Below are 23,846 nucleotides of genomic sequence, written 5' to 3'. Positions count from 1 at the left end.
TCGTTCCCACGCTCTGCGTGGGAATGCATCACTGGACGCTCCGCGTCCGCTGTTCAGGATGCGACGCAGAGCGTCGCGGGCTGCATTCCCACGCAGAGCGTGGGAACGATCATCAAACAACCTCGGTTTCAGCTTCGACGGCTTTCACCGCTTTGAGCTGGCGCATCTGCTCGCAACCCCACAACACCCGCTCCGGGGTCGCCGGCGCGTCGATCTTCGGCTGATGCTTGTAGTCGCCAAGGCTGGCCACCGCATCCTTGATCGCACACCACGCGGCGATGCCGAGCATGAACGGCGGCTCACCCACAGCCTTGGAGTGGAACACCGTGTCCTCCGGGTTCTTGCGGTTTTCCACCAGCTTCACCCGCAGGTCCAGCGGCATGTCCGCCACGGCCGGGATCTTGTAGCTGGCCGGGCCGTTGGTCATCAGCTTGCCCTTGTTGTTCCAGACCAGTTCTTCCATGGTCAGCCAGCCCATGCCCTGAACGAAACCACCCTCGACCTGGCCGATATCGATGGCCGGGTTCAGCGAGGCGCCGACGTCGTGGAGGATGTCGGTACGCAGCATCTTGTACTCGCCGGTCAGGGTGTCGACGATCACTTCGCAGCACGCCGCGCCGAAGGCGAAGTAGTAGAACGGCCGGCCACGGGCCTGGCTGCGGTCGTAGTAGATTTTCGGGGTCTTGTAGAACCCGGTGCTCGACAGCGACACCTGATTGAAATACGCCAGCTGGATCAGCGCTTCGAAGGTCAGGATGTGGTCACGCACCCGTACGTGGCCGTTGTGGAATTCCACGTCCTCTTCGCTGACCTTGTAGTGCCGCGCGGCGAATTCGACCAGCCGCTGCTTGATTGTTTCGGCAGCGTTCTGCGCCGCTTTGCCGTTGAGGTCGGCGCCGCTGGAGGCTGCGGTCGGCGAGGTGTTCGGCACCTTGTCGGTGTTGGTCGCGGTGATCTGCACGCGGTCCATTTCCACCTGGAACACTTCAGCCACGACCTGGGCGACTTTGGTGTTCAGGCCCTGGCCCATTTCCGTGCCGCCGTGGTTCAGGTGGATGCTGCCGTCGGTGTAGACGTGCACCAGTGCACCGGCCTGATTGAGGAAGCTGGCAGTGAAGGAAATGCCGAATTTCACCGGGGTCAGCGCCAGGCCTTTTTTCAGGATCGGACTGTTGGCGTTGTAGCGACGGATCGCTTCGCGGCGCTCGGCGTACTGGCTGCTTTCTTCCAGTTCGGCGGTCATCTCTTCGAGCATGTTGTGCTCGACGGTCTGGTAGTAATGGGTGACGTTGCGCTCGGTCTTGCCGTAGTAGTTGGCCTTGCGCACGGCCAGCGGATCGAGGTTCAGGTGACGGGCAATGGCGTCCATCACTTCTTCGATCGCGACCATCCCTTGCGGCCCGCCGAAACCACGGTACGCGGTGTTCGACGCGGTGTTGGTCTTGCAGCGGTGACCGTTGATGGTCGCATCGCCCAGGTAATACGAGTTGTCTGAGTGGAACATCGCCCGGTCAACGATCGAGGCCGACAGGTCAGGCGAGCAGCCGCAGTTACCGGCCAGATCCATCGCGATGCCGTGCAGGCGCCCGGTGCTGTCGAAACCGACGTCGTACTCGACGTAGAAAGGGTGACGCTTGCCGGTCATCAGCATGTCTTCGACACGCGGCAGGCGCATCTTGGTCGGCTGGCCGGTGAGGTGCGCGATCACCGCGCACAGGCAGGCCGGGCTCGCGGCCTGGGTTTCCTTGCCGCCGAAACCACCGCCCATGCGGCGCATGTCGACCACGATCTTGTTCATCGACACGTCGAGGACTTCAGCCACCAGTTTCTGCACTTCGGTGGGGTTCTGGGTCGAGCAGTAGACGATCATGCCGCCGTCTTCGGTCGGCATCACCGAGGAGATCTGGGTCTCCAGATAGAAGTGTTCCTGGCCGCCGATGTGCAGCGTGCCTTGAATGCGATGCTCGGCCGTGGCCAAGGCGTTGGCGGAATCACCACGCTGATGAGTGTGGCTGTCGAGTACGAAATGGCGTTTGCGCAGGGCTTCGACCACGTCCAGCACCGGTTCCAGATCTTCGTATTCGATGATCGCGGCCATGGCGGCCTTGCGTGCGGTTTCCAGGTCTTTCGCGGCCACGGCCAGCACCGGCTGACCGACGAACTGCACGTCATCAATGGCCAGCAGCGGATCGCCCGGCAGCAGCGGGCCGATGTCTTTCAGGCCCGGCACGTCTTCGTGAGTGATGGCGATGCGCACGCCTTCGAAGGCGTAGCAAGGCTGGGTGTCGATGCTGATGATTTTCGCGTGGGCGCGATCCGATAACCGCGCGTAAACGTGCAACTGGTTGGGGAATTCCAGGCGGTCATCGATGTACTGCGCTTCACCGGACACATGCTTGGCGGCGCTGTCGTGCTTGACGCTGCGGCCGACGCCGGTGGTCAGGTCCTTGGCGAACAATTCAGCCAGTTCAGCTTGCGTTTTCTCTACGCCGTGATGGTTAGACATAAGCGGTCACCCGAGTCTCGATGTGCGGTGTTTGCAGTTCGATGAAGTATTTGCGCAGCAGGTTCTGCGCGCTGAGCAGGCGATATTCCTTGCTGGCGCGGAAGTCCGAAAGCGGGGTGAAATCCTCGCCCAGCGCGGTGCAGGCACGTTCGATCACAGCGTTGTTGAACGGCTGACCGAGTAGCACGGCTTCACAGTGAGCGGCGCGTTTCGGGATCGCGGCCATGCCGCCGAAGGCGACGCGGGCGTCGGTGATTACGCCGTTCTCGACCCGCAGATTGAACGCGGCGCAGACGGCAGAGATGTCGTCATCCAGACGCTTGGAGACTTTGTAGGCGCGGAAACGCTGCTCGGCCGTGGCGCGAGGCACGATGATCTTTTCGATGAACTCGCTTTCCTGACGCGCAGTGACCCGGTAATCGATGAAGTAATCCTCGAGCGCCAGCGTGCGGCGGGTCTCGCCCTTGCACAGCACGATCTGCGCGCCGAGGGCAATCAGCAGCGGTGGCGAGTCACCGATCGGCGAGGCGTTGCCGATGTTGCCGCCGAGGGTGCCCTGGTTGCGGATCTGCAGCGAGGCGAAGCGGTGCAGCAGTTCGCCGAAGTCCGGGTACTCGGCGTTCAGCGCTTCGTAGCAGTCGGAGAGGGCGGTGGCAGCGCCGATTTCAATGCGATCCTCGAAGTGCTCGATGCGCTTCATTTCGGCGACGTTGCCGACGTAGATCATCACCGGCAGGGTGCGGTGGAACTGCGTGACTTCCAGCGCCAGATCGGTGCCGCCGGCCAGCAGGCGGGCCTGTGGATAAGCGTCGTAGAGATCGGCCAGGTCGGCCACGGTCAGCGGCACCAGGCAGCGTTTGTCGCCGCTGTTGAGTTCGCCGATCGACGTCGGGGCAATGGCTTTGAGGCGGGCGATGGTTTCGGCTTCGCGGGCGTCGAACTGATCCGGTTGCTTGCCGCAGCAGGATTGTTCGGCGGCGGCCAGGATCGGCCGGTAGCCGGTGCAGCGGCAGAGGTTGCCGGCCAGCGCTTCGTGGGCCTTGGCCTGATCCGGTGCATCGCTGTTCTTTTGCAGGGCGAACAGCGACATCACGAAACCGGGGGTGCAGAAACCGCACTGCGAACCGTGGCACTCGACCATGGCTTTCTGCACGCTGTGCAGTTCGCCCTTGTGCTTGAGGTCTTCGACGCTGATCAATTGCTTGCCGTGCAGCGACGAAACGAACGTCAGGCACGAGTTGAGGCTGCGATAGCGAATGTGCTCGCGGCCATCGTCATCCGTCTGCAACTCGCCGACCACCACCGTACAGGCGCCGCAGTCTCCGCTGGCGCAGCCTTCTTTGGTGCCGGATTTACCCACGTGTTCACGCAGGTAGTTGAGCACAGTCAGGTTCGGGTCCAGGGCGTGCTCGCTACGGAGTTCCTGGTTAAGTAAAAACTGGATCACGGAAGGCCTCGCAGACTCATTATTGTTGTTGAGCGACTTGAGCCGAATTTAGCAGGTCTGACTTTTCGGTCAATGGTTTTCTGACTTAAAGGTCAGGAAAAGCCGTTTTGTCGCTCAACCTCGTGTCTCTTCAGTATTGACCCTCATTGGATCAAGCGCTTTTTTGCGGGATTCGTGCCAAAAACCGCTGTGCGGGCACTCCGCCATGACCGCGCATTGCGCTACACTGCGCCGCTTGTGCAGATCGAAGAGTTTGAAGGACAACCATGACGTTCAAGGCGCCGGACAGCCTCGCCGAGCAAATCGCTCACCACCTCGCCGAACGGATCATTCGCGGCGAAATGAAGCCGGGAGAGCGCATCCAGGAACAAAAGGTCACGCTGGCGCTGAACGTCAGCCGCGGCTCTGTCCGCGAAGCTTTGCTGATCCTCGAGCGCCGTCACCTGATCGCGATCCTGCCGCGCCGCGGCGCCCACGTCACCGAACTGACGGCGCACAAGGTGCAGAGCCTGTGCACGTTGATGAGCGAGTTGTACATCCTGCTCGGCAACGCCGTGGCCAATGGCTGGCAGACGCAGGCCGACATGGCGCCGTTCGTGCAGATCCAGCAACGCCTGACCGCCAGCTACGAGCGTCAGGACATCCGCACCTTCGTCGACGACAGTTTCAACGTGATGCGCGCCGCGTATCCGTTCGCCAACAACCCGTACCTGCAGGAAACCGTCGAGAACCTGCAACCGGCCATGAGCCGTGCGTATTTCCTCGCGCTGGAACAGCGCAAGGCCGAGATGAGCGAATTCCTCGAACTGTTCGAACGCCTGCTCGCCGCCGTCCTCGCCCGTGACCTGCCGCAGATCCGCATCGTGCTGACGGCTTACGCCCAGCGCAGCTGCGATCTGGTGGTGTCCGCCCTGACGGTTGCCTGACCTTGCGGCTCAAGTGCATCAAGCTGGCGGGGTTCAAGTCCTTCGTCGACCCGACCACGGTGAACTTCCCCAGCAACATGGCGGCGGTCGTCGGGCCGAACGGTTGCGGCAAGTCGAACATCATCGACGCCGTGCGCTGGGTAATGGGCGAAAGCTCGGCCAAGAACCTGCGCGGCGAGTCGATGACCGACGTCATCTTCAACGGCTCGACCAGTCGCAAACCGGTGAGCCAGGCGAGCATCGAACTGGTGTTCGACAACTCCGACGGCACGCTGCTGGGCGAGTGGGCCGCTTATGCGGAAATTTCGATCCGCCGCAAAGTGACCCGCGACAGCCAGACGACTTATTACCTCAACGGCGCCAAATGCCGTCGTCGCGACATCACCGACATCTTCCTCGGCACCGGCCTCGGTCCGCGCAGCTACTCGATCATCGAGCAGGGGATGATCTCCAAGCTGATCGAGTCCAAACCCGAAGACCTGCGTAATTTCATCGAAGAAGCCGCCGGCATCTCCAAGTACAAGGAGCGCCGGCGCGAAACCGAAAACCGCATTCGCCGCACTCACGAAAACCTTGCCCGCCTCACCGACCTGCGTGAAGAGCTTGAGCGCCAGCTCGAACGCCTGCACCGGCAGGCCGAGGCCGCCAAGAAGTATCAGGAATACAAGGCCGAAGAACGCCAGCTCAAGGCGCAACTGTCGGCCTTGCGCTGGCAGGATCTGAACGATCAGGTCAGCCAGCGTGAATCGATCATCGGCAACCAGGAAATCAGCTTCGAAGCGCTGGTCGCCGAGCAACGCAACGCCGACGCCGCCATTGAACGCCTGCGCGACGGTCACCATGACCTGTCCGAGCGCTTCAATCTGGTGCAGGGGCGCTTCTATTCGGTCGGCGGCGACATCGCCCGGGTCGAGCAGAGCATCCAGCACGGTCAGCAGCGCTTGCGCCAATTGCAGGACGATCTGAAAGAAGCCGAGCGCGCACGCCTGGAAACCGAATCGCACCTGGGGCACGACCGCACCTTGCTGCTGACCCTCGGCGAAGAACTCGATCAACTGACCCCTGAGCAGGAAATCACCAACGCCGCCGCTGAAGAAGCCGCCGCGGCGCTTGAAGATTCCGAAACCGTCATGCACGGCTGGCAGGAGCAGTGGGACGCCTTCAACCTGACCGCCGCCGAACCGCGTCGTCAGGCCGAAGTGCAGCAGTCGCGCATCCAGCAGCTGGAAACCAGCATGGAGCGTCTGGCCGATCGGCAAAAGCGCCTGAGTGAAGAGCGGGCGCTGCTGTCGGCCGATCCCGAGGATGCGGCGATCATGGAGCTCAGCGAGCAGCTCGCCGAGTCCGAAGCCACCCTTGAAGATTTGCAGACCAGCGAAGCAGCCCAGGTCGAAAAACTTGAGCAACTGCGCCAGGAATTGCAGCAGGCGCTGACCGCGCAGCAACAGGCGCAGGGCGATTTGCAGCGCCTCAATGGCCGACTCGCATCCCTCGAAGCCTTGCAGCAGGCTGCGCTCGATCCGGGCACCGGCACTGCCGAATGGCTGAAAGAACACAACCTCGCCGAACGCCCGCGTCTGGCCGAAGGCCTGAAGGTCGAGGCCGGTTGGGAGCTGGCGGTGGAAACCGTACTCGGCGCCGACCTGCAAGCGGTGCTGGTGGATGATTTCGACGGCTTCGATCTGTCCGGTTTTGCCCAGGGCGATCTGCGTTTGCTCAGCCCCGGTAATGACGGTGTACGCGTGGCCGGCAGCCTGCTGGACAAGGTCGAGGCGCAGGTGGACTTGTCGCCTTGGCTCGCCCAGGTCAAACCGGTCGACAGCCTTGAACAGGCGCTGGCCCTGCGTGGCCAACTGGCTGCCGGGCAGAGCCTGATCAGTCGTGACGGTTACTGGGTTGGCCGGCACTTTCTGCGGGTGCGCCGCGCCAGCGAAGCCGAAAGCGGCATGCTCGCGCGCGGCCAGGAAATCGAATCGCTGCATGCGGAACGCGAAGAGCGCGAAGCCACGGTCGAGGCCATGGAAACCCGTTTGCAAACCCTGCGCGCGCAACAGCGTCAGCAGGAAAACGGTCGCGAACATTTGCGTCGACTGTTGCAGGATGAAGCCCGTCAGCAAGGCGAATTGAAAGCTCAGCTGTCCGCTGGCAAAGCCAAGGCCGAGCAGTTGAACCTGCGTCGTACCCGCCTCGACGAAGAGCTGGTCGAACTCGCTGAACAGCGCGAGCTGGAACACGAAAACATCGGCGAAGCGCGGATCCAGTTGCAGGATGCTCTCGACGCCATGGCCCTCGACACCGAGCAGCGCGAATTGCTGCTGGCCCAGCGCGACAGCCTGCGCGAACGGTTGGATCGAGTGCGTCAGGAAGCCCGCCAGCACAAGGATCACGCCCATCAATTGGCCGTGCGTCTTGGCTCGCTGCGGGCGCAGCATGATTCGACCCGTCAGGCCCTTGAACGTCTGGAAATGCAGGCCGAGCGCCTCACCGAAAAACGTGAACAGCTCAGCCTGAATCTGGAGGAGGGCGAAGCGCCGCTGGAAGAACTGCGCCTCAAGCTTGAAGAATTGCTCGACAAGCGCATGAGCGTCGACGACGAACTCAAGACCGCGCAGATCGCCCTCGAAGATGCCGATCGCGAACTGCGCGACGCGGAAAAACGCCGGACTCAGGCCGAACAGCAATCGCAATTGATCCGTGGCCAGCTCGAACAGCAACGCATGGAATGGCAGGCCCTGACCGTGCGCCGCAAGGCCCTGCAGGATCAATTGCTGGAAGACGGCTACGATCTGCACGGCGTGCTCAACACCTTGACTGCCGAGGCCAGCGAGAAGGCTGCCGAGGAAGAGCTTGAACGCATTGCCGCGCGCATTCAGCGCCTGGGCGCGATCAACCTCGCGGCGATCGACGAATACCAGCAACAATCCGAGCGTAAACGTTATCTGGATGCCCAGGACGCCGATCTGGTCGAAGCACTGGAGACCCTGGAAAACGTCATCCGCAAGATCGACAAGGAAACCCGTAACCGTTTCAAAGATACCTTTGATCAGATCAATGGCGGTTTACAGGCACTTTTCCCGAAAGTTTTCGGTGGCGGGCGGGCGTATTTGGAACTGACGGGCGAAGATCTACTCGATACAGGGGTGACGATCATGGCGCAACCGCCCGGGAAGAAGAACAGCACCATCCATTTGCTCTCCGGTGGCGAGAAGGCCCTGACCGCGCTGGCACTGGTTTTTGCGATCTTCAAATTGAATCCGGCGCCGTTCTGCATGCTCGATGAGGTTGACGCACCACTGGATGACGCTAACGTTGGACGCTACGCACGATTGGTCAAAGAGATGTCGCAGACCGTGCAGTTCATCTATATCACCCACAACAAGATCGCCATGGAAATGGCTGACCAGTTGATGGGCGTGACGATGCACGAGCCGGGTTGTTCGCGACTGGTAGCCGTGGATGTCGAGGAGGCGATGGCGATGGTGGATGCCTGAGCCGGCGCTGTCGGAAAAGGTATTTGTAGTCTGTAGGACATATTTACCGGCTTCGACTTGCTGGCCAATCGACATAATCGCGCAAGCCAATGAGACAGACGGTGTAAAGTTGTCTTTGGTCGTGCTAGTTTAATGTCAATTTTTCGTATACGTGGGCAAAACGCCTGTCAGAACATAGAGTTGGCGCCACGTTTTAAAGCGGTTTGCACAGTGTAAACCCCTTATTTTTCAGCATTTTTTATAGAGGCACGGGATTACATGGAAATCGGTCTGCGCGAGTGGCTGATCGTCATCGGCATCATTGTGATAGCCGGTATTCTTTTCGATGGCTGGCGCCGTATGCGCGGTGGCAAGGGAAAACTGAAATTCCGTCTTGACCGAAGTCTGTCCAACCTGCCGGACGAGGACACCAGCGCCGAGCTGTTGGGCCCGGCCCGCGTGCTGGATACCCATAAAGAGCCGCAACTGGACGAACACGATCTGCCATCGGTGAGCATGCCGGCCCGCGAAGCACGCGAGCCTCGCGAATCCGGTTCCAAGCGCGGCAAGCGTGGCAGCAACGGTCCGGCCCAGGGCGACCTTAACCTCGATCTGGATCTGGACGGCGGCCCGAGCTTCAGCAGCCGCGACGATGATTTCGTAGAGCCTGCCGCCAAGTCGTCGCCTGCAGTTGCCGATAAAGATCAGCCGCAAGCCGAAGAAGTGCTGGTGATCAGCGTGATCTGCCGCGATCCGGCCGGCTTCAAGGGCCCGGCACTGCTGCAGAACATTCTGGAAAGCGGTCTGCGTTTCGGCGAGATGGATATCTTCCACCGTCACGAAAGCATGGCTGGCAACGGTGAAGTGCTGTTCTCCATGGCCAACGCGGTCAAGCCGGGCATCTTCGATCTGGACGACATCGACCATTTCAGCACCCCGGCGGTGAGCTTCTTCCTCGGCCTGCCAGGCCCGCGTCACCCGAAGCAGGCCTTCGACGTGATGGTCGCGGCAGCCCGCAAGCTGTCCCAGGAACTGAACGGTGAATTGAAAGATGACCAGCGCAGCGTCCTGACCGCGCAGACCATCGAGCACTACCGTCAGCGCATCGTTGAATTCGAACGTCGCGCCCTGACCCAGAAGCGTTGATTGAAAAAGGTTGCCTCGCAATAAAGGGGCAATCGGCAAAATAGATTGAGCAGCCTCGGCTGCTCTTTTGCTTTATGAGAGAACACCCATGACTGCCGCCAAAGACCGCATTCTAGAGCTGCGCGCTGAACTCGATCAGCACAACTACCGTTACCACGTCCTCGATGAACCGAGCATTCCGGATGCCGAGTACGACCGGTTGTTCCACGAGCTCAAGGCGCTGGAAGCGGCCAACCCGGAACTGATCACCAGCGACTCGCCGACCCAGCGCGTCGGCAGCGTGGCGCTGACCGCGTTCACCCAGGTGCGTCACGAAGTGCCGATGCTCAGCCTCGGCAACGCCTTCGAAGAAACCGACATGCGCGAGTTCGACCGCCGGGTGACCGAAGGTCTGGATCTGCCGGCCGGCGATCTGTTTGGTGGTGGCGCGGCGGTAGAATACAGCTGCGAGCCGAAACTCGATGGTCTGGCGGTCAGCCTGCTGTATCAGGACGGCGTGCTGGTGCGCGGTGCCACGCGCGGCGACGGCACCACCGGCGAAGACATCAGCGTCAACGTGCGCACCGTGCGCAACATTCCGCTGAAGCTGCACGGCACGGGCTGGCCGGCGACGCTGGAAGTGCGTGGCGAAGTGTTCATGTCCAAGGCCGGTTTCGAACGCCTCAACGCCTCGCAACTGGAAGTCGGCGGCAAGACTTTCGCCAACCCGCGCAACGCCGCCGCCGGCAGCCTGCGTCAGCTAGATTCGAAGATCACCGCCAACCGGCCGCTGGAATTCTGCTGCTACGGCATCGGCCAGGTGTCCCACGATATTTCCGACACTCACATCGGCAACCTCAAGCAACTGCAAGCCTGGGGCATGCCGATCAGCCACGAATTGAAACTGGCCAAGGGCATCGGCGAATGCCTGGATTATTACCGCGATATCGGTGAGCGCCGTAATTCGCTGGCCTATGAAATCGACGGTGTGGTGTTCAAGGTCAACAGCATTGCCGATCAGCGCGAACTGGGCTTCCGCGCCCGCGAACCGCGCTGGGCCATCGCCCACAAATTCCCGGCCATGGAAGAGCTCACCGAGCTGCTCGACGTGGAATTCCAGGTCGGCCGCACCGGCGCCGTCACCCCGGTGGCGCGCTTGAAACCGGTCAAGGTCGCTGGCGTCACGGTGGCCAATGCCACGCTGCACAACATGGATGAAGTCGCACGATTGGGTCTGATGATCGGTGACACGGTGATCATTCGCCGCGCCGGTGACGTGATCCCGCAAGTGGTGCAAGTGGTCATGGAGCGTCGTCCGGAAGACGCGCGCCCTGTGCAGATTCCCGAAAGCTGCCCGGTCTGCGGATCCCACGTCGAGCGCACGCAACTGGTCAAACGCAGCAAGGGCAAGGAAACCATCAGCGAAGGTGCGGTGTATCGCTGCGTCGGCCGACTGGCCTGCGGTGCGCAGCTCAAACAGGCGATCATTCACTTTGTCTCCCGTCGGGCGATGGACATCGAAGGCCTCGGCGACAAGAGTGTCGAGCAATTGGTCGATGAGGGGCTGGTCAGTTCGCCGGCTGATCTTTATGCGCTGAAGTTCGAGGACATTGTCGATCTGGAAGGCTTTGCCGAAGTGTCGAGCAACAAGTTGCTGACCGCTATCGAAGACAGCAAGAAGCCTGGTCTGGCGCGCTTCATCTATGCGCTGGGCATTCCGGATGTCGGCGAAGAGACGGCCAAGGTGCTGGCCCGCTCGCTGGGGTCGCTGGAGCGCGTCCAGCAAGCCTTGCCGCAAGTACTGACGTATCTGCCGGACATCGGCCTGGAAGTGGCGCACGAGATTCACAGCTTCTTCGAAGATGCGCACAACCGGCAGGTGATCACCGAGCTGCTGGGTCATGGTTTGCAGATTCAGGATCAGGGCGAGCTGGGCGCCGAGTTTGCCGCGAGCACCACGCTGGGCGGCTTCCTCGACAAGCTGCACATTCCCTCGGTGGGCCCGGGCGGGGCGCAGAAGCTGGCGGACAAGTTCGAATCGCTGGAAGGGGTGATGAACGCGGACTGGCTGGACATGCGCCAGGCATTGCCGGAGAAACAGGCCAACTCGGTTCGCGAGTTCTTTGCCTTGCCCGAGCATCGTCAACTGGCTGAAGACGCCGAGAAGCAATTGCGCGATTTCGGCATGCACTGGCAGAGCGAAAAGAAAGTCGTCGAAGGCCTGCCATTGGCCGGGGAGACCTGGGTACTGACCGGCAAGGTCGAGCTGATGAGCCGCGACGTGGCCAAGGAACACCTGGAAAGCCTCGGCGCCAAGGTCGCCGGTTCGGTGTCGGCCAAGACCCATTGCGTGGTCGCCGGACCGGGTGCGGGGTCGAAACTGACCAAGGCCAACGAGCTGGGCGTGAAAGTGATGGATGAAGAGGCGTTTATCGCGTTCCTGAAAGGACACGGTATCAGCGCCTGATGATCGTTCCCACGCTCCGCGTGGGAATGCCGCCCCGGACGCTCCGCGTCCGCTGTGACGCAGAACGTCACGGTATGCGTTACCACGCGGAGCGTGGGAACGATCTGCGTGCAGGAATGATCTAGTCTTGGCAAGCCCAAGGGAGAGATCGCCATGTACCGCTTTTTCGAGCAGCTCAGTTCCCGCATCGTCGCGCCGTTAATGGGCGAATTCTCGCGCAACAGCAAAATCTGGCCGTGCCGTTGCGGCCAGTCGCTGTTCTTTCGCAACAGTCAGTGCCTGGCCTGCAACGCGGCGCTGGGCTATCAACCGGAATACAGTCGGCTGACCTCGCTGCAACCGGGCCCGCAGGAGGGCACCTGGACGCTGGATGTCGATCCCGAAGCCGGGTTGTTCCGGCGCTGCGCCAACCTCGATACTCCTGCGGCCTGCAACTGGCTGCTGCCCGCCAACGATCACGCCAGCCTGTGCGCGGCGTGCGCTCTGAACCGCACCATCCCCGATTTGTCCGTCCCGGAAAACCCCGAACGCTGGCGCAAGGTGGAAATCGCCAAGCGGCGGCTGGTGGCGCAACTGATCAGCCTCGGCCTGCCGGTCGTCCCGAAAACCGTCGACGAAGCCACCGGCCTGGCCTTCGATTTCATCGGCGTCGATCTGGAGGGCAATGCGCCGATGACCGGTCACGCCAACGGCCTGATCACCCTCGACATCGCAGAAGCCGACGACGCCCACCGCGAGCGGGTCCGGGCGCAGATGCACGAGCCCTATCGCACGTTGCTCGGGCACTTTCGTCACGAGGTCGGGCATTACTATTGGGATCGCCTGATCGACAACGGCCCGTGGCTCGGTTCATTCCGCAATCTGTTCGGCGACGAGCGCGCCAGTTATGCCGAGGCGCTGGAACGGCATTATCAACAGGGCGCGCCGGCGGACTGGTCGCAGCACTACGTCAGCGCCTACGCCACCATGCACCCGTGGGAAGACTGGGCGGAAACCTGGGCGCATTACCTGCACATGATGGACGCGGTGGACACGGCGCTGGGCTTCGGCATGAGTGCCCGGGAGATGGACCTCGACTACCAGCCGTTTCCGTCGAGCACGCTGTACGACCCCGAACATCCCGGCGGCGCGGCGTTCCTGTCGTTCGTCAATGCGTGGATCGAACTGGCCGGCATGCTCAACGAACTGTCGCGCAGCATGGGTCAGCCGGATTTCTATCCGTTCGTCCTGCCGCCGGCGGCGATCGCCAAGCTGCACTTCATTCATCTGGTGATCCAGCAAGAGGGCGGCCGCGCCGACGAGGTGCTTCAGGCGCAATAGCAAGTGCTTGAAGCCCTTCATATTTTTAATCTGCAACCAGCGGTTGTAACTTCGTCTCAGATAGGTACAATGGCGCGGCTCGCCGACAGGCGAGTGTCGTTATGGTGACCCTATCGGTCCCCCCGCAACGATTACCCGTGAACCTGGTCAGAGCCGGAAGGCAGCAGCCACAGCGGGAACATTGTGTGCCGGGGTGTGGCTGGTAGGGTTACCACCTTAACGAACATCGAACGATTCAACACCGAACTGCATGGGTTTCACCCACTGCGGTTTTTTTATGCCTGCGATTTGTCGTTCGAGTCAGCACACCCTGTGGGAGCGAGCCTGCTCGCGATGGCGTCGACACGGGGTAATCATTTGCTCTTCAATCCCGCATACTCGCCACCAACGAAATAAATGAAGAGTCTGGCCAGGATCGACCTTGCAAGGTCTGCGCCCTGGCCGCGAGGTTTTATGCTCCCGGAACATTCCGATTTATCCATCCCTGTGTTCTTGCCCGTCACGGATGAAACCTGCGCGAACCTGTTGCAGGCGAGTGGCGCCAAAGCCCTCGAAGCCCTCACTGATCCCGAGTTGGCGGCAGTGTTGGTTATCCAGAATCTGGTGCAGACGAAAGAGCAGGATCTCGGCGCCGTGGCGGCTGAGAAAATTCTGGCCAAACTTTTGTCTTGGGCTGCCGAAAACCGACAGTCAGCGACTGCGAGCCTGCTGTCCGAAGCGCAGCGATTGTTCGACCCGCGCAAACTGTATTTCGGTCTGAAGGTCCTGAACCCTCTGAACCTGCGTTTTCTGTTGGCCGAAGAAATATCGGCCCGCGACTACTTGTTGTCCGATGGCCAGTGGGATTTTGAATACAAAGTCCGGCGCCATCGCAGCCATGACCCGTTCAGCCAGCCGATCGTGACGCCCCGGCAACGCGAGCGTTGGTTGAGCCCGGCGCAGGACAAGCTGGTCAGAACCTTCCGCGCCAACCTGGACGAAGACCTGCACGTTCAAGGCTACGCGGGGATCGGCAAAAGCCATCTGCTGGTCGCTTTGCTGGAGCACTTGCGCCCGGAAAAGACCTTATTGTTGGCGCGCACCCCGGCCAAGCTGGAGGTCCTTCGCCAGCGCATGACAGGACCGAGCGAGAAGAAGGCCGGCAAGACCTTCCTGGCGTTTGCACAGTCACTGATGCTCGGGCGCAGGCCTCAGGCTGAAGGGGCGACTCGGATTCTGAGTCGACAGGCGCTGGCGCAGGAACTGAAAATCTACGGTTTCCACCACCACGATGGACAGGCGACCCTTGAACTCTGCCTCAAAGTGATCGAGCGCTATTGCCGCTTCCGCGATCACACCTTTTCGGCGAAGCATCTGCCGCATTTCAACCAGCCGCTCTCCAGCGTCGACGCTCAAGTGTTGCTGGAGTATTCGAGCCGGGTGTGGGGCTATCTCGAACTCAACCCGGCGTGGGGCAGCCAGACCGGGTTCGAAGCGCTACTGATGATCAAGCGCGCCTGCATCGCCGGTTGCGTGGTGCCGGCGCGCTACACGCACGTGTTGATCGATGAGAGCCAGGACATTCCCGGCTCGCTGTTGCAGATCATCGAACGCGGCCGCCAGGTGCTGATCACTCTCGGCGACGAGTACCAGCAGGCCAGCGGCGTACCGGTCAAGCGGCACCGCGAGGTTCGCCAGAGCGATATCAGCTATTCCGTGCGCTCGGGCCGCAACGTCGAGCGGCTGGTCAATCCGCTGATCGCCCGGCATTCGCAGAAGGGCAAGATTCCGTTCGAGGGCGCCAGTGATGCTGACGTCATCATCAAGGAATATCCGGAAGGTTTCGTGCCGCCCGAGGGCTGCGTGGTCCTGACGGCATCGCTGTGGGACACGATGATCTGGGCCATCCACCTGCACGACTCCAACTGCAAGTTCAGATTTCCGGACAAGCGAACCCAGCAAGACCTCAAGCATTTCATGGCCACCGCCATCGAACTGTTCAAACCTGACTTCTACCGTTCCGAATTCAGCGAAAACGGCGTGCATCCGTACTTCAGCGACCTGCCAGACTGGCAGGCCGTGTGCGACGCCAACCGGTTTGACGAGTCGTTTCTGCGGGTCAAGGCCAAGCTGGAAAACGGTTTCATGATTGCCGACCTGACGCGCCTGAACCGAATGATCGACAACGCCGGCAACGGCTGCCTGCTGATGCTCGCGGAAGAGGCGGGGGGCATGGAGTTCGACAAGGTGCTACTGACACCGGGGTTGTTGACCAACGAGAAATTCAAGGACGCCTACGCGTTCGATCAGCGGATCTGCGCCGTGTACATCGCCATCTCTCGCGCCAGACTGAAGCTTTACGTGCCGTACGATGTGGTTGAGTGGGTCGAGTATCACGAGTACCAGCGGTTTCGTGATACGGCGGGGCATTGAGGTTCGGGCTTACGGTTCGCCGCCCGCGCTGCCGGTATACAACCGGATAATGTCATCAATCTCCCCTGACATTTTCATCCGCAGCAACGTCCTCAATATCTGCTGCACCGGCACGTTCGGATCATTGCGTACATAGCAGCCAACCTTCTGCTCCTGCAACACCGCCACCGCCTGCAGTTGCTGCCCGGGGAGCAGGCGCTGGTTGAACCAGTCCAGCGTCCATTGATTGCTCACTGCGTAGCGATACCGGCCGGCCAGCAGTTTGTCGAGCACCTGCTCCTGATTGCGCGCGTCTTCGCGCCAGAGTCGATCGGCGTCGAATATCGGTTGGAGCGTGGGATAGCTGTAGCCAAGCACGGTGCCGATCGACTGGCGGGGCAGGTGGGCCGGATCGGCGTTGGGTAGTTGGTCCTGGCGGCTGATCAGCAGGTCACGCTGGAAGAACAGCGGAAGGCTCCAGATGTAATCGCCGGACAGGTTCGGCAGCCAGGATTGTGCGGCATAGCAGCGCACGTCGACTTCGCCGTGTTCCATGGCGTTCTGCACCCGGGCGCGGGGCAGGACGTGAAATTGCGCCGGCACGCCGACTTGGGTCGCCAGGCTGAGCATCATGTCGTAGAGGATGCCCTGGGTCGGGCGGCCGCGTTCGATCTGCACCATCGGCATCGCCCAGCTGTCGGCAACGGCGAAGCGCAGCGGCGGTTGCGACGCCATCGCGCTCAGGCTGATTCCCAGTATTGCCCCCACGGCCCACCGCATAAACGCTCCGGTAATTCCCGATCCCGAACCGATAAAAGCCCCTGCCCATGCAGCTTAGCCAGAATAGACGAGCACACCGGATGCAATTTTGCCCTTGCTCCGCTAGCATTAGCCGCTTCTGCTTCCTTTGCCGCGACGGTTTTCGATGAGTTATCAGGTTCTTGCACGTAAATGGCGTCCGCGCTCGTTCCGCGAAATGGTCGGCCAGACCCATGTGCTCAAGGCTCTGATCAATGCCTTGGACAGCCAGCGCCTGCACCACGCCTACCTCTTCACGGGTACGCGGGGCGTCGGCAAGACCACGATTGCGCGGATCATCGCCAAATGCCTGAACTGTGAAACAGGTATCACTTCAAGCCCGTGCGGCGAGTGTTCGGTGTGCCGCGAGATCGATGAAGGCCGTTTCGTCGACCTGATCGAGATCGACGCCGCGAGCCGGACCAAGGTCGAGGACACCCGCGAGCTGCTCGACAACGTGCAGTACGCCCCGAGCCGCGGGCGCTTCAAGGTCTACCTGATCGACGAAGTGCACATGCTCTCCAGCCATTCTTTCAATGCGCTGCTGAAAACCCTCGAAGAGCCGCCGCCCTACGTCAAGTTCATCCTGGCGACCACCGACCCGCAGAAACTTCCGGCAACGATTTTGTCGCGATGCCTGCAGTTCTCCCTGAAGAACATGACGCCTGAGCGGGTCGTCGAGCATCTGACCCACGTTCTGGGCGCCGAAAACGTCCCGTTCGAAGACGACGCGCTGTGGCTGCTCGGCCGCGCGGCGGACGGTTCGATGCGTGACGCCATGAGCCTGACCGACCAGGCCATTGCCTTCGGTGAAGGCAAGGTGTTGGCCGCCGATGTGCGGGCGATGCTCGGTACGCTGGATCACGGCCAGGTTTACGACGTGCTGCACGCGCTGATCGAAGGTGACGCCAAGGCGTTGCTCGAAGCCGTGCGCCACCTGGCCGAACAGGGCCCGGACTGGAACGGCGTGCTCTCGGAAATTCTCAACGTGCTGCACCGTGTCGCCATCGCCCAGGCCTTGCCGGAAGGTGTCGACAACGGCCACGGCGACCGTGACCGGGTGCTGGCCCTGGCCCAGGCCTTGCCGGCCGAAGACGTGCAGTTCTATTACCAGATGGGCCTGATCGGTCGCCGCGACTTGCCGCTGGCGCCGGACCCGCGAGGCGGTTTCGAAATGGTGCTGCTGCGGATGCTGGCCTTCCGGCCGGCAGACACGGCGGACGCCCCGAGGCAACCGCTAAAGCCAGTGGGGATCAGCCAGGCCACAGTTGATTCCGCAAACTCAGTGGCTGCCGCGCCGAAACCTGCGCCGGTAGTTGCTGCGGCTGTTGCGCCGGCGCCAGCTCCCGAGCCTGCACCGGTTGCCCCGGTGATTGCGCCTGAACCCGTTCCTGAGCCCGTTCCTGAGCCCGAGCCCGAGCCGGTCGCCGTCGAAGAAGTCGTCGATCTGCCGTGGAATGACCCGGTAGAGCCGGCGCCTGTGCAGCAGCCAGCGGTCGAGCCGGTGCTGGAAACCACCGCCGAGCAGCCGGACCTGCCGCCAATGCCGCTGCCGACCCCGGACAGCGTCGTGCCGGACGCACCGGAGTGGGCCGCCGCGCCGATCCCCGAGCCATCGGTAGCCGACGTCGATGCCGCCACACCGGGCATGGACATGGACGACGAGCCGCCGCTCGACGAGGATTACATCGAGCCGGACATGGATTCGGCCTACAGTTACCTCGACGATCTGGCCAGCGAGCACGCCGCAGAGCCAGCCCCCGAACCCGAGCCGGAACCCGCCGCCGCGCCGGCCACCGGCCTGGCCCTGCAATGGCTGGAGCTGTTCCCGCAACTGCCGATCTCCGGGATGACCGGCAGCATCGCCGCCAACTGCACGCTGATCGCGGTCGATGGCGACAACTGGCTGATGCACCTGGACCCGGCCCACAGCGCCTTGTTCAACGCCACCCAGCAACGTCGTCTGAACGATGCGCTGAACCAGTTCCACGGGCGCACGCTGACCCTGACCATCGAGCTGATCAAGCCCGAGCAGGAAACCCCGGCCCAGGCCGCGTCCCGGCGCCGTGCCAACCGTCAGCGCGAGGCGGAGGAGTCGATCCACGGCGATCCGTTCATCCAGCAGATGGTGCAGCAGTTCGGTGCGGTCGTGCGACACGATACTATTGAACCTGTCGACGCCCTGGTCAGTCAGGGCTAATAACTGAGGGCGTCCGGCCTGTATGGCCGGGCGTTGTTTTGATCCAAGTACTTTTGAGGTGATTCCCATGATGAAAGGTGGCATGGCCGGCCTGATGAAGCAGGCGCAGCAGATGCAGGAAAAAATGGCCAAGATGCAGGAAGAGCTGGCCAACGCCGAAGTCACCGGCAAAGCCGGTGGCGATCTGGTCACCGTGGTGATGACCGGTCGTCATGACGTGAAGAAAGTCAGCATCGACCCGAGCGTACTGCCGGGCCTGGACGAAGATGACCGCGAAGTGGTCGAGGATCTGGTGGCCGCTGCCGTCAACGCCGCTGTGCGTCAGATCGAAGCCAACAGCCAGGCGAAAATGGGCAGCATGACCGCGGGCATGAACCTGCCGGCCGGTATGAAACTGCCGTTCTGATTCGCCTTTGCGGGTTGGATGAGCTACAAAAAATGCCAGGCATCGCGCCTGGCATTTTTGTTTCCGCCCGATCGTTCCCACGTCGAGGCGTCGAACCGTCTGCGTGGGAATGCAGCCGGGGACGCTCCGCGTCCCAAATCCAACGCCGTACACGGAGCGTCCGTTAAGCTATTCCCGCGTGGGCAGATCGAGACCTCGAACGGGCAACGATTATCAAGCGGAACGCACCATGCCCACCAAGGTCTGCTTCCTATACCCTCGAATTCATCATTCACAGGAGACGCTGACATGTCCGACCCTCTGACCCTCAATCAACGCTTCGTGCTGGCCTCGCGTCCGGTGGGCGCGCCAACGCCCGAGAACTTCCGTCTGGAGCGCGAGGCGCTGCCGGACCTTGAAGATGGCCAGGTGTTGCTCAAGACCCTGTATCTGTCGCTCGATCCCTACATGCGCGGGCGCATGAGTGACGCGCCGTCCTACGCGGCGCCGGTACAAATCGGCGAAGTGATGACCGGCGGCGCTGTCAGCCGGGTCGAGCAGTCACGTCATCCGAAATTCCACCCCGGCGATCTGGTGGTCGGTGCCACCGGTTGGCAAAGCCACAGCATCAGCGATGGTCGCAATATCATCCCGATCCCGTCCGGCCTGCCGAGTCCGTCGATGGCCCTCGGCGTGCTGGGCATGCCCGGCATGACCGCGTACATGGGGCTGATGGACATCGGCCAGCCAAAAGAAGGGGAGACTCTGGTAGTTGCCGCTGCTTCCGGCGCAGTGGGCTCGGTGGTCGGTCAGGTGGCGAAGATCAAAGGCCTGCGCGCCGTCGGCGTGGCCGGTGGTGCCGAGAAGTGCAAATACGTGGTCGAGGAACTGGGCTTCGACGCCTGTATCGATCACAAGGCACCGGACTTCGCCGAGCAACTGGCCAAGGCCTGCCCCAATGGCGTCGACATCTATTACGAAAACGTCGGCGGCCACGTCTTTGATGCGGTCGTGCCGCTGCTCAATCCCAAGGCGCGGATCCCGCTGTGCGGCCTGATTGCCGGCTACAACGCCTCGGAAGCGCCGAAAGGCCCGGATCGCTTGCCCGCCTTGCAACGCACCTTGCTGACCAAACGCGTACGGATTCAGGGTTTCATCGTGTTCGACGACTACGGCGACCGTCAGCCGGAATTCATCAGCGCCATGGTGCCGTGGGTACGCGATGGCAAGGTGAAGTTCCGCGAGGATGTGGTCGATGGCCTGGAGCAGGCGCCTGAGGCGTTTATCGGGCTGCTGGAGGGGCGCAACTTCGGCAAACTGGTGGTGAAGGTCGCCCAGGACTGAGGATTTGACGCTGGCCGGAGGCGCGGGTATAAACCGCGTCTCGTTGTTTTGTCGGACTTTTTCCCCATGAGCTTCAGCCCTTTGATTCGCCAACTGATCGACGCCCTGCGAACTCTGCCGGGCGTGGGTCAGAAAACTGCCCAGCGTATGGCGTTGCAGTTGCTCGAACGTGACCGCAGCGGCGGTACGCGCCTGGCCCAGGCCTTGAGCCAGGCCATGGAAGGGGTCGGACACTGCCGCCAGTGCCGCACGCTGACCGAAGACGATCTGTGCCCGCAATGCGCCGACACCCGCCGCGACGACACGCTGCTGTGCGTGGTGGAAGGGCCGATGGACGTCTACGCGGTCGAGCAGACCGGATTCCGCGGTCGCTATTTCGTGCTCAAGGGGCACCTGTCGCCGCTGGACGGGCTTGGCCCGGAGGCCATCGGCATTCCGCAACTGATGGCGCGGATCGAAGAGGCGGGCACCTTCACCGAAGTCATCCTCGCCACCAACCCGACCGTGGAAGGTGAAGCGACCGCCCACTACATCGCCCAGTTGCTGCAGAACAAAGGCCTGATCGCCTCACGCATCGCTCACGGTGTACCACTGGGCGGCGAACTGGAGTTGGTGGACGGCGGCACGCTGGCTCACTCGTTTGCCGGGCGTAAACCGATTTCCCTCTGAGCCACACAATCCTGTTGAAAACCAAGCAAGCGCTCGGTTAAGTTCGGCGAACCCTTCCATGGAGTTCGCCGATGCCCGCCTTCCAGGAATACTTCGACCCCAGCCACCAAATGGTCCGTGACAGCGTCAGACGTTTCGTCGAGCGCGAGATCCTTCCGGACATCGATGCGTGGGAAGAAGCCGAAAACTTTCCCCGTGAGCTGTACCTCAAGGCCGGTGCGGCTGGCATTCTCGGCATCGGTTACCCCGAAGCGCTGGGCGGCAGTCACGAAGGTGACCTGTTCGCCAAGATCGCCGCCAGCGAAGAACTGATGCGTTGCGGCTCCGGCGGGCTGGTGGCCGGGCTCGGTTCGCTCGACATCGGTTTGCCGCCGATCGTCAAATGGGCCCGGCCCGAAGTCCGCGACCGCGTCGTCCCCCAGGTGCTCAGCGGCGAGAAGATCAGCGCCTTGGCCGTCACCGAGCCGGGCGGCGGTTCCGACGTCGCCAACCTGCAGACCCGCGCCGTACGCGATGGCGATCATTACCGGGTCAGTGGCAGCAAAACCTTTATCACCAGTGGCGTGCGCGCCGACTACTACACCGTCGCGGTGCGCACCGGTGCGCCTGGTTTTGGCGGCATCAGCCTGCTGCTGATCGAGAAGGGCACGCCAGGTTTCACTGTCGGCCGGCAACTGAAGAAAATGGGCTGGTGGGCGTCAGACACCGCTGAATTGTTCTTCGACGATTGCCGGGTGCCTGTAGGAAACCTGATTGGCGCGCAGAACATGGGCTTTGCCTGCATCATGGGCAACTTTCAGAGCGAGCGTCTGGCGCTGGCGCTGATGGCCAATATGACCGCGCAACTGGCGCTGGAAGAGAGCGTGAAGTGGGCGAAGGAACGCGAAGCGTTCGGCAAACCCATCGGCAAGTTCCAGGTGATCAAGCATCGCCTCGCGGAAATGGCCACGGCGCTGGAAGTCTCGCGGGAGTTCACCTACCGGCAGGCGGCGAAGATGGCGGCGGGGCAGAGCGTGATCAAGGAGATTTCCATGGCCAAGAACTTCGCCACGGACACTTCGGACCGCATCACCAACGAAGCGGTGCAGATTCTTGGCGGGCTGGGTTATATGCGCGAAAGCCTGGTGGAGCGGCTGTACCGGGATAACCGCATCCTGTCGATTGGCGGCGGGACGCGGGAAGTGATGAACGAGATCATCAGCAAGCAGATGGGACTCTGACTGATCGTCCCTACACGGAGGACTGATCGTTCCCACGCTCTGCGTGGGAATGCCTCAACGGACGCTCCGCGTTCGGCTTTGGAAGGGACGCGGAGCGTCCCGGGCTGCATTCCCACGCAGAGCGTGGGAACGATCGGGCGCTGGGTTTTACTTGTCAGTCAACGCAAACTGCGTCAGGCAGAACGTCGGAATCCCCATGTCCTCAAGACGCTGCGAACCACCCAACTCTGGCAGATCAATGATCGCCGCTGCTTCATGAACCCGGGCGCCCATGCGGCGGATCAGGTTGGCCGCTGCGATCAGCGTGCCGCCGGTGGCGATGAGGTCATCGAACATCACCACCGAGTCGCCTTCACACAGGCTGTCGGCGTGCACTTCCAGAAACGCTTCGCCGTACTCGGTCGCGTAACCTTCAGCCAGCACGTCCGCCGGCAGCTTGCCCTGCTTGCGGAACAACACCAGCGGCTTGTTCAACTGATAGGCCAGCACCGAACCGATCAGGAAACCACGCGCATCCATCGCGCCGATGTGGGTGAAGTCGGCTTCCACGTAGCGATGGGCGAAGCTGTCCATCACCAGGCGCAAGGCCTTGGGCGACTGGAACAGCGGGGTGATGTCGCGAAAGATCACGCCCGGTTTCGGGAAGTCGATCACAGGGCGGATCAGGGATTTGATGTCGAAGGAGTCGAAGACCATCGTCGAAGTGTCCTGGCAGGGCTGCAAACAGCGCAGTATACCCGCGGCTGAAACGATTCGCTCGGCCGCGGGTCGAGATCAGACTTCGAGCGAGCCGCCGGCCAGGGCGCAGAGCTGGATCGGGTCGAGGATATGGATTTCCTTGCCTTCGGCGGCGATCAGTTCGTTCTGCTGGAAGCGGGTGAAGACCCGGGACACGGTTTCCACTGCCAGCCCCAGATAGTTGCCGATTTCATTGCGCGACATGCTCAGGCGGAACTGGTTGGCCGAGAAACCGCGAGCGCGGAAACGCGCCGACAGGTTGACCAGGAAGGTGGCGATGCGCTCGTCGGCGGTTTTCTTCGACAGCAGCAACATCATTTGCTGGTCGTCGCGGATTTCGCGGCTCATCACGCGCATCAACTGACGGCGCAGTTGCGGCAATTGCAGGGCCAGTTCGTCGAGGCGTTCGAACGGAATCTCGCAGACCGAAGTGGTTTCCAGGGCCTGGGCGGAAACCGGGTGTTTCTCGGTGTCCATGCCGGATAGCCCGACCAGTTCGCTCGGCAGGTGGAAGCCGGTCAGTTGTTCTTCGCCGGTATCGCTCAGGCTGAAGGTCTTCAGGGCGCCGGAGCGTACTGCATAAACGGAATCGAAGGTGTCGCCCTGGCGGAACAGGAACTCACCCTTTTTCAACGGGCGACCCCGTTTAACGATTTCGTCCAGCGCTTCCATGTCTTCCAGATTCAGCGAAAGTGGCAGGCAGAGAGGGGCCAGGCTGCAATCCTTGCAATTAGCCTGGTTGTGAGCGCGCAGTTTAACTGGCTCGGACATTTCTTGGATCCTTGTGGGAAAACACACATAAGGCGTAAGGGTAACCCAGCGGAGGACATTCAGGCCAGC

General features: G+C 61.8%; 16 protein-coding genes and 1 other RNA gene. 12 read left to right on the top strand and 5 right to left on the bottom strand.

Features of this window, described 5'->3' with window-relative positions; genetic code table 11:
• Nucleotides 1–112: 112 nt before the first annotated feature.
• Nucleotides 113–2,506, bottom strand: a complete 2,394-nt coding sequence (gene xdhB, locus CAF77_RS16600) for a xanthine dehydrogenase molybdopterin binding subunit (protein ID WP_011333267.1) — start codon at nt 2,504–2,506, stop codon at nt 113–115.
• Entirely contained in the window at nt 2,499–3,953 is a 1,455-nt protein-coding gene (gene xdhA / locus CAF77_RS16595) for a xanthine dehydrogenase small subunit (protein WP_085655243.1), read from the bottom strand. The genes xdhB and xdhA overlap by 8 nt, the downstream gene beginning before the upstream one ends.
• A 266-nt stretch (nt 3,954–4,219) precedes the next feature.
• Between xdhA and CAF77_RS16590 the strand changes: the two genes are divergently transcribed.
• The 7 genes from CAF77_RS16590 to CAF77_RS16560 all read left to right on the top strand — a co-directional run bounded on the left by CAF77_RS16590 (nt 4,220) and on the right by CAF77_RS16560 (nt 15,673).
• Nucleotides 4,220–4,879, top strand: coding sequence for a GntR family transcriptional regulator (locus CAF77_RS16590; protein ID WP_011333269.1), 660 nt, complete (start codon nt 4,220–4,222; stop codon nt 4,877–4,879).
• 2 nt (nt 4,880–4,881) lie between these two features.
• Entirely contained in the window at nt 4,882–8,370 is a 3,489-nt protein-coding gene (smc, locus tag CAF77_RS16585) for a chromosome segregation protein SMC (RefSeq protein WP_064378761.1), read from the top strand.
• A gap of 258 nt (nt 8,371–8,628) precedes the next feature.
• Nucleotides 8,629–9,495: a cell division protein ZipA gene (gene zipA / locus CAF77_RS16580; protein WP_064378762.1), complete on the top strand. Its 867-nt coding sequence runs from the start codon at nt 8,629–8,631 to the stop codon at nt 9,493–9,495.
• 88 nt (nt 9,496–9,583) lie between these two features.
• A complete protein-coding gene (gene ligA, locus CAF77_RS16575; RefSeq protein WP_064378763.1) occupies nt 9,584–11,941 on the top strand; it encodes an NAD-dependent DNA ligase LigA in 2,358 nt (785 codons plus the stop codon).
• 153 nt (nt 11,942–12,094) lie between these two features.
• Nucleotides 12,095–13,261 (top strand): putative zinc-binding metallopeptidase, encoded by a 1,167-nt coding sequence (locus tag CAF77_RS16570; RefSeq protein ID WP_085655242.1) that lies wholly within the window; start codon nt 12,095–12,097, stop codon nt 13,259–13,261.
• 111 nt (nt 13,262–13,372) lie between these two features.
• An RNA gene (gene ffs / locus CAF77_RS16565) (signal recognition particle sRNA small type) lies at nt 13,373–13,469 on the top strand.
• Between the two features lie 245 nt (nt 13,470–13,714).
• Nucleotides 13,715–15,673 (top strand): hypothetical protein, encoded by a 1,959-nt coding sequence (locus tag CAF77_RS16560; RefSeq protein ID WP_085655241.1) that lies wholly within the window; start codon nt 13,715–13,717, stop codon nt 15,671–15,673.
• Between the two features lie 9 nt (nt 15,674–15,682).
• Here CAF77_RS16560 and CAF77_RS16555 read toward each other — a convergent pair whose 3' ends face one another.
• Nucleotides 15,683–16,432, bottom strand: a complete 750-nt coding sequence (locus CAF77_RS16555) for an ABC transporter substrate-binding protein (protein ID WP_085655240.1) — start codon at nt 16,430–16,432, stop codon at nt 15,683–15,685.
• 145 nt (nt 16,433–16,577) lie between these two features.
• On the opposite strand from CAF77_RS16555, the gene dnaX reads away from it, so the two are divergent.
• The 5 genes from dnaX to CAF77_RS16530 all read left to right on the top strand — a co-directional run bounded on the left by dnaX (nt 16,578) and on the right by CAF77_RS16530 (nt 22,268).
• Nucleotides 16,578–18,650, top strand: a complete 2,073-nt coding sequence (gene dnaX / locus CAF77_RS16550; RefSeq protein ID WP_064378767.1) for a DNA polymerase III subunit gamma/tau — start codon at nt 16,578–16,580, stop codon at nt 18,648–18,650.
• 67 nt (nt 18,651–18,717) lie between these two features.
• Nucleotides 18,718–19,056, top strand: coding sequence for a YbaB/EbfC family nucleoid-associated protein (locus CAF77_RS16545; RefSeq protein WP_007951650.1), 339 nt, complete (start codon nt 18,718–18,720; stop codon nt 19,054–19,056).
• Between the two features lie 288 nt (nt 19,057–19,344).
• Nucleotides 19,345–20,379: an NADP-dependent oxidoreductase gene (locus CAF77_RS16540; RefSeq protein WP_085655239.1), complete on the top strand. Its 1,035-nt coding sequence runs from the start codon at nt 19,345–19,347 to the stop codon at nt 20,377–20,379.
• 66 nt (nt 20,380–20,445) lie between these two features.
• The gene (gene recR / locus CAF77_RS16535; RefSeq protein ID WP_007951652.1) at nt 20,446–21,048 is read left to right on the top strand and encodes a recombination mediator RecR; all 603 of its coding nucleotides are present in this window, start codon (nt 20,446–20,448) and stop codon (nt 21,046–21,048) included.
• A 71-nt stretch (nt 21,049–21,119) separates the two neighbouring features.
• Nucleotides 21,120–22,268: an acyl-CoA dehydrogenase family protein gene (locus CAF77_RS16530; RefSeq protein ID WP_085655238.1), complete on the top strand. Its 1,149-nt coding sequence runs from the start codon at nt 21,120–21,122 to the stop codon at nt 22,266–22,268.
• A gap of 147 nt (nt 22,269–22,415) precedes the next feature.
• Here the strand turns inward: CAF77_RS16530 and CAF77_RS16525 are convergent, their stop codons facing one another.
• Both CAF77_RS16525 and fnr read right to left on the bottom strand, forming a co-directional pair.
• Nucleotides 22,416–22,964 (bottom strand): adenine phosphoribosyltransferase, encoded by a 549-nt coding sequence (locus CAF77_RS16525; protein ID WP_003223345.1) that lies wholly within the window; start codon nt 22,962–22,964, stop codon nt 22,416–22,418.
• Between the two features lie 78 nt (nt 22,965–23,042).
• Complete coding sequence (fnr, locus tag CAF77_RS16520; RefSeq protein ID WP_039770035.1) at nt 23,043–23,777, bottom strand: fumarate/nitrate reduction transcriptional regulator Fnr; 735 nt, start codon at nt 23,775–23,777, stop codon at nt 23,043–23,045.
• Nucleotides 23,778–23,846 lie beyond the last annotated feature (69 nt).

The sequence above is a fragment of the Pseudomonas sp. R15(2017) genome (genome assembly GCF_002112685.1).
Classification (GTDB): Bacteria; Pseudomonadota; Gammaproteobacteria; order Pseudomonadales; family Pseudomonadaceae; genus Aquipseudomonas; species Aquipseudomonas glycinae.
Note: the sequence above shows the minus strand (reverse complement) of the source record. Positions and strands in the feature narration are given on the sequence as shown.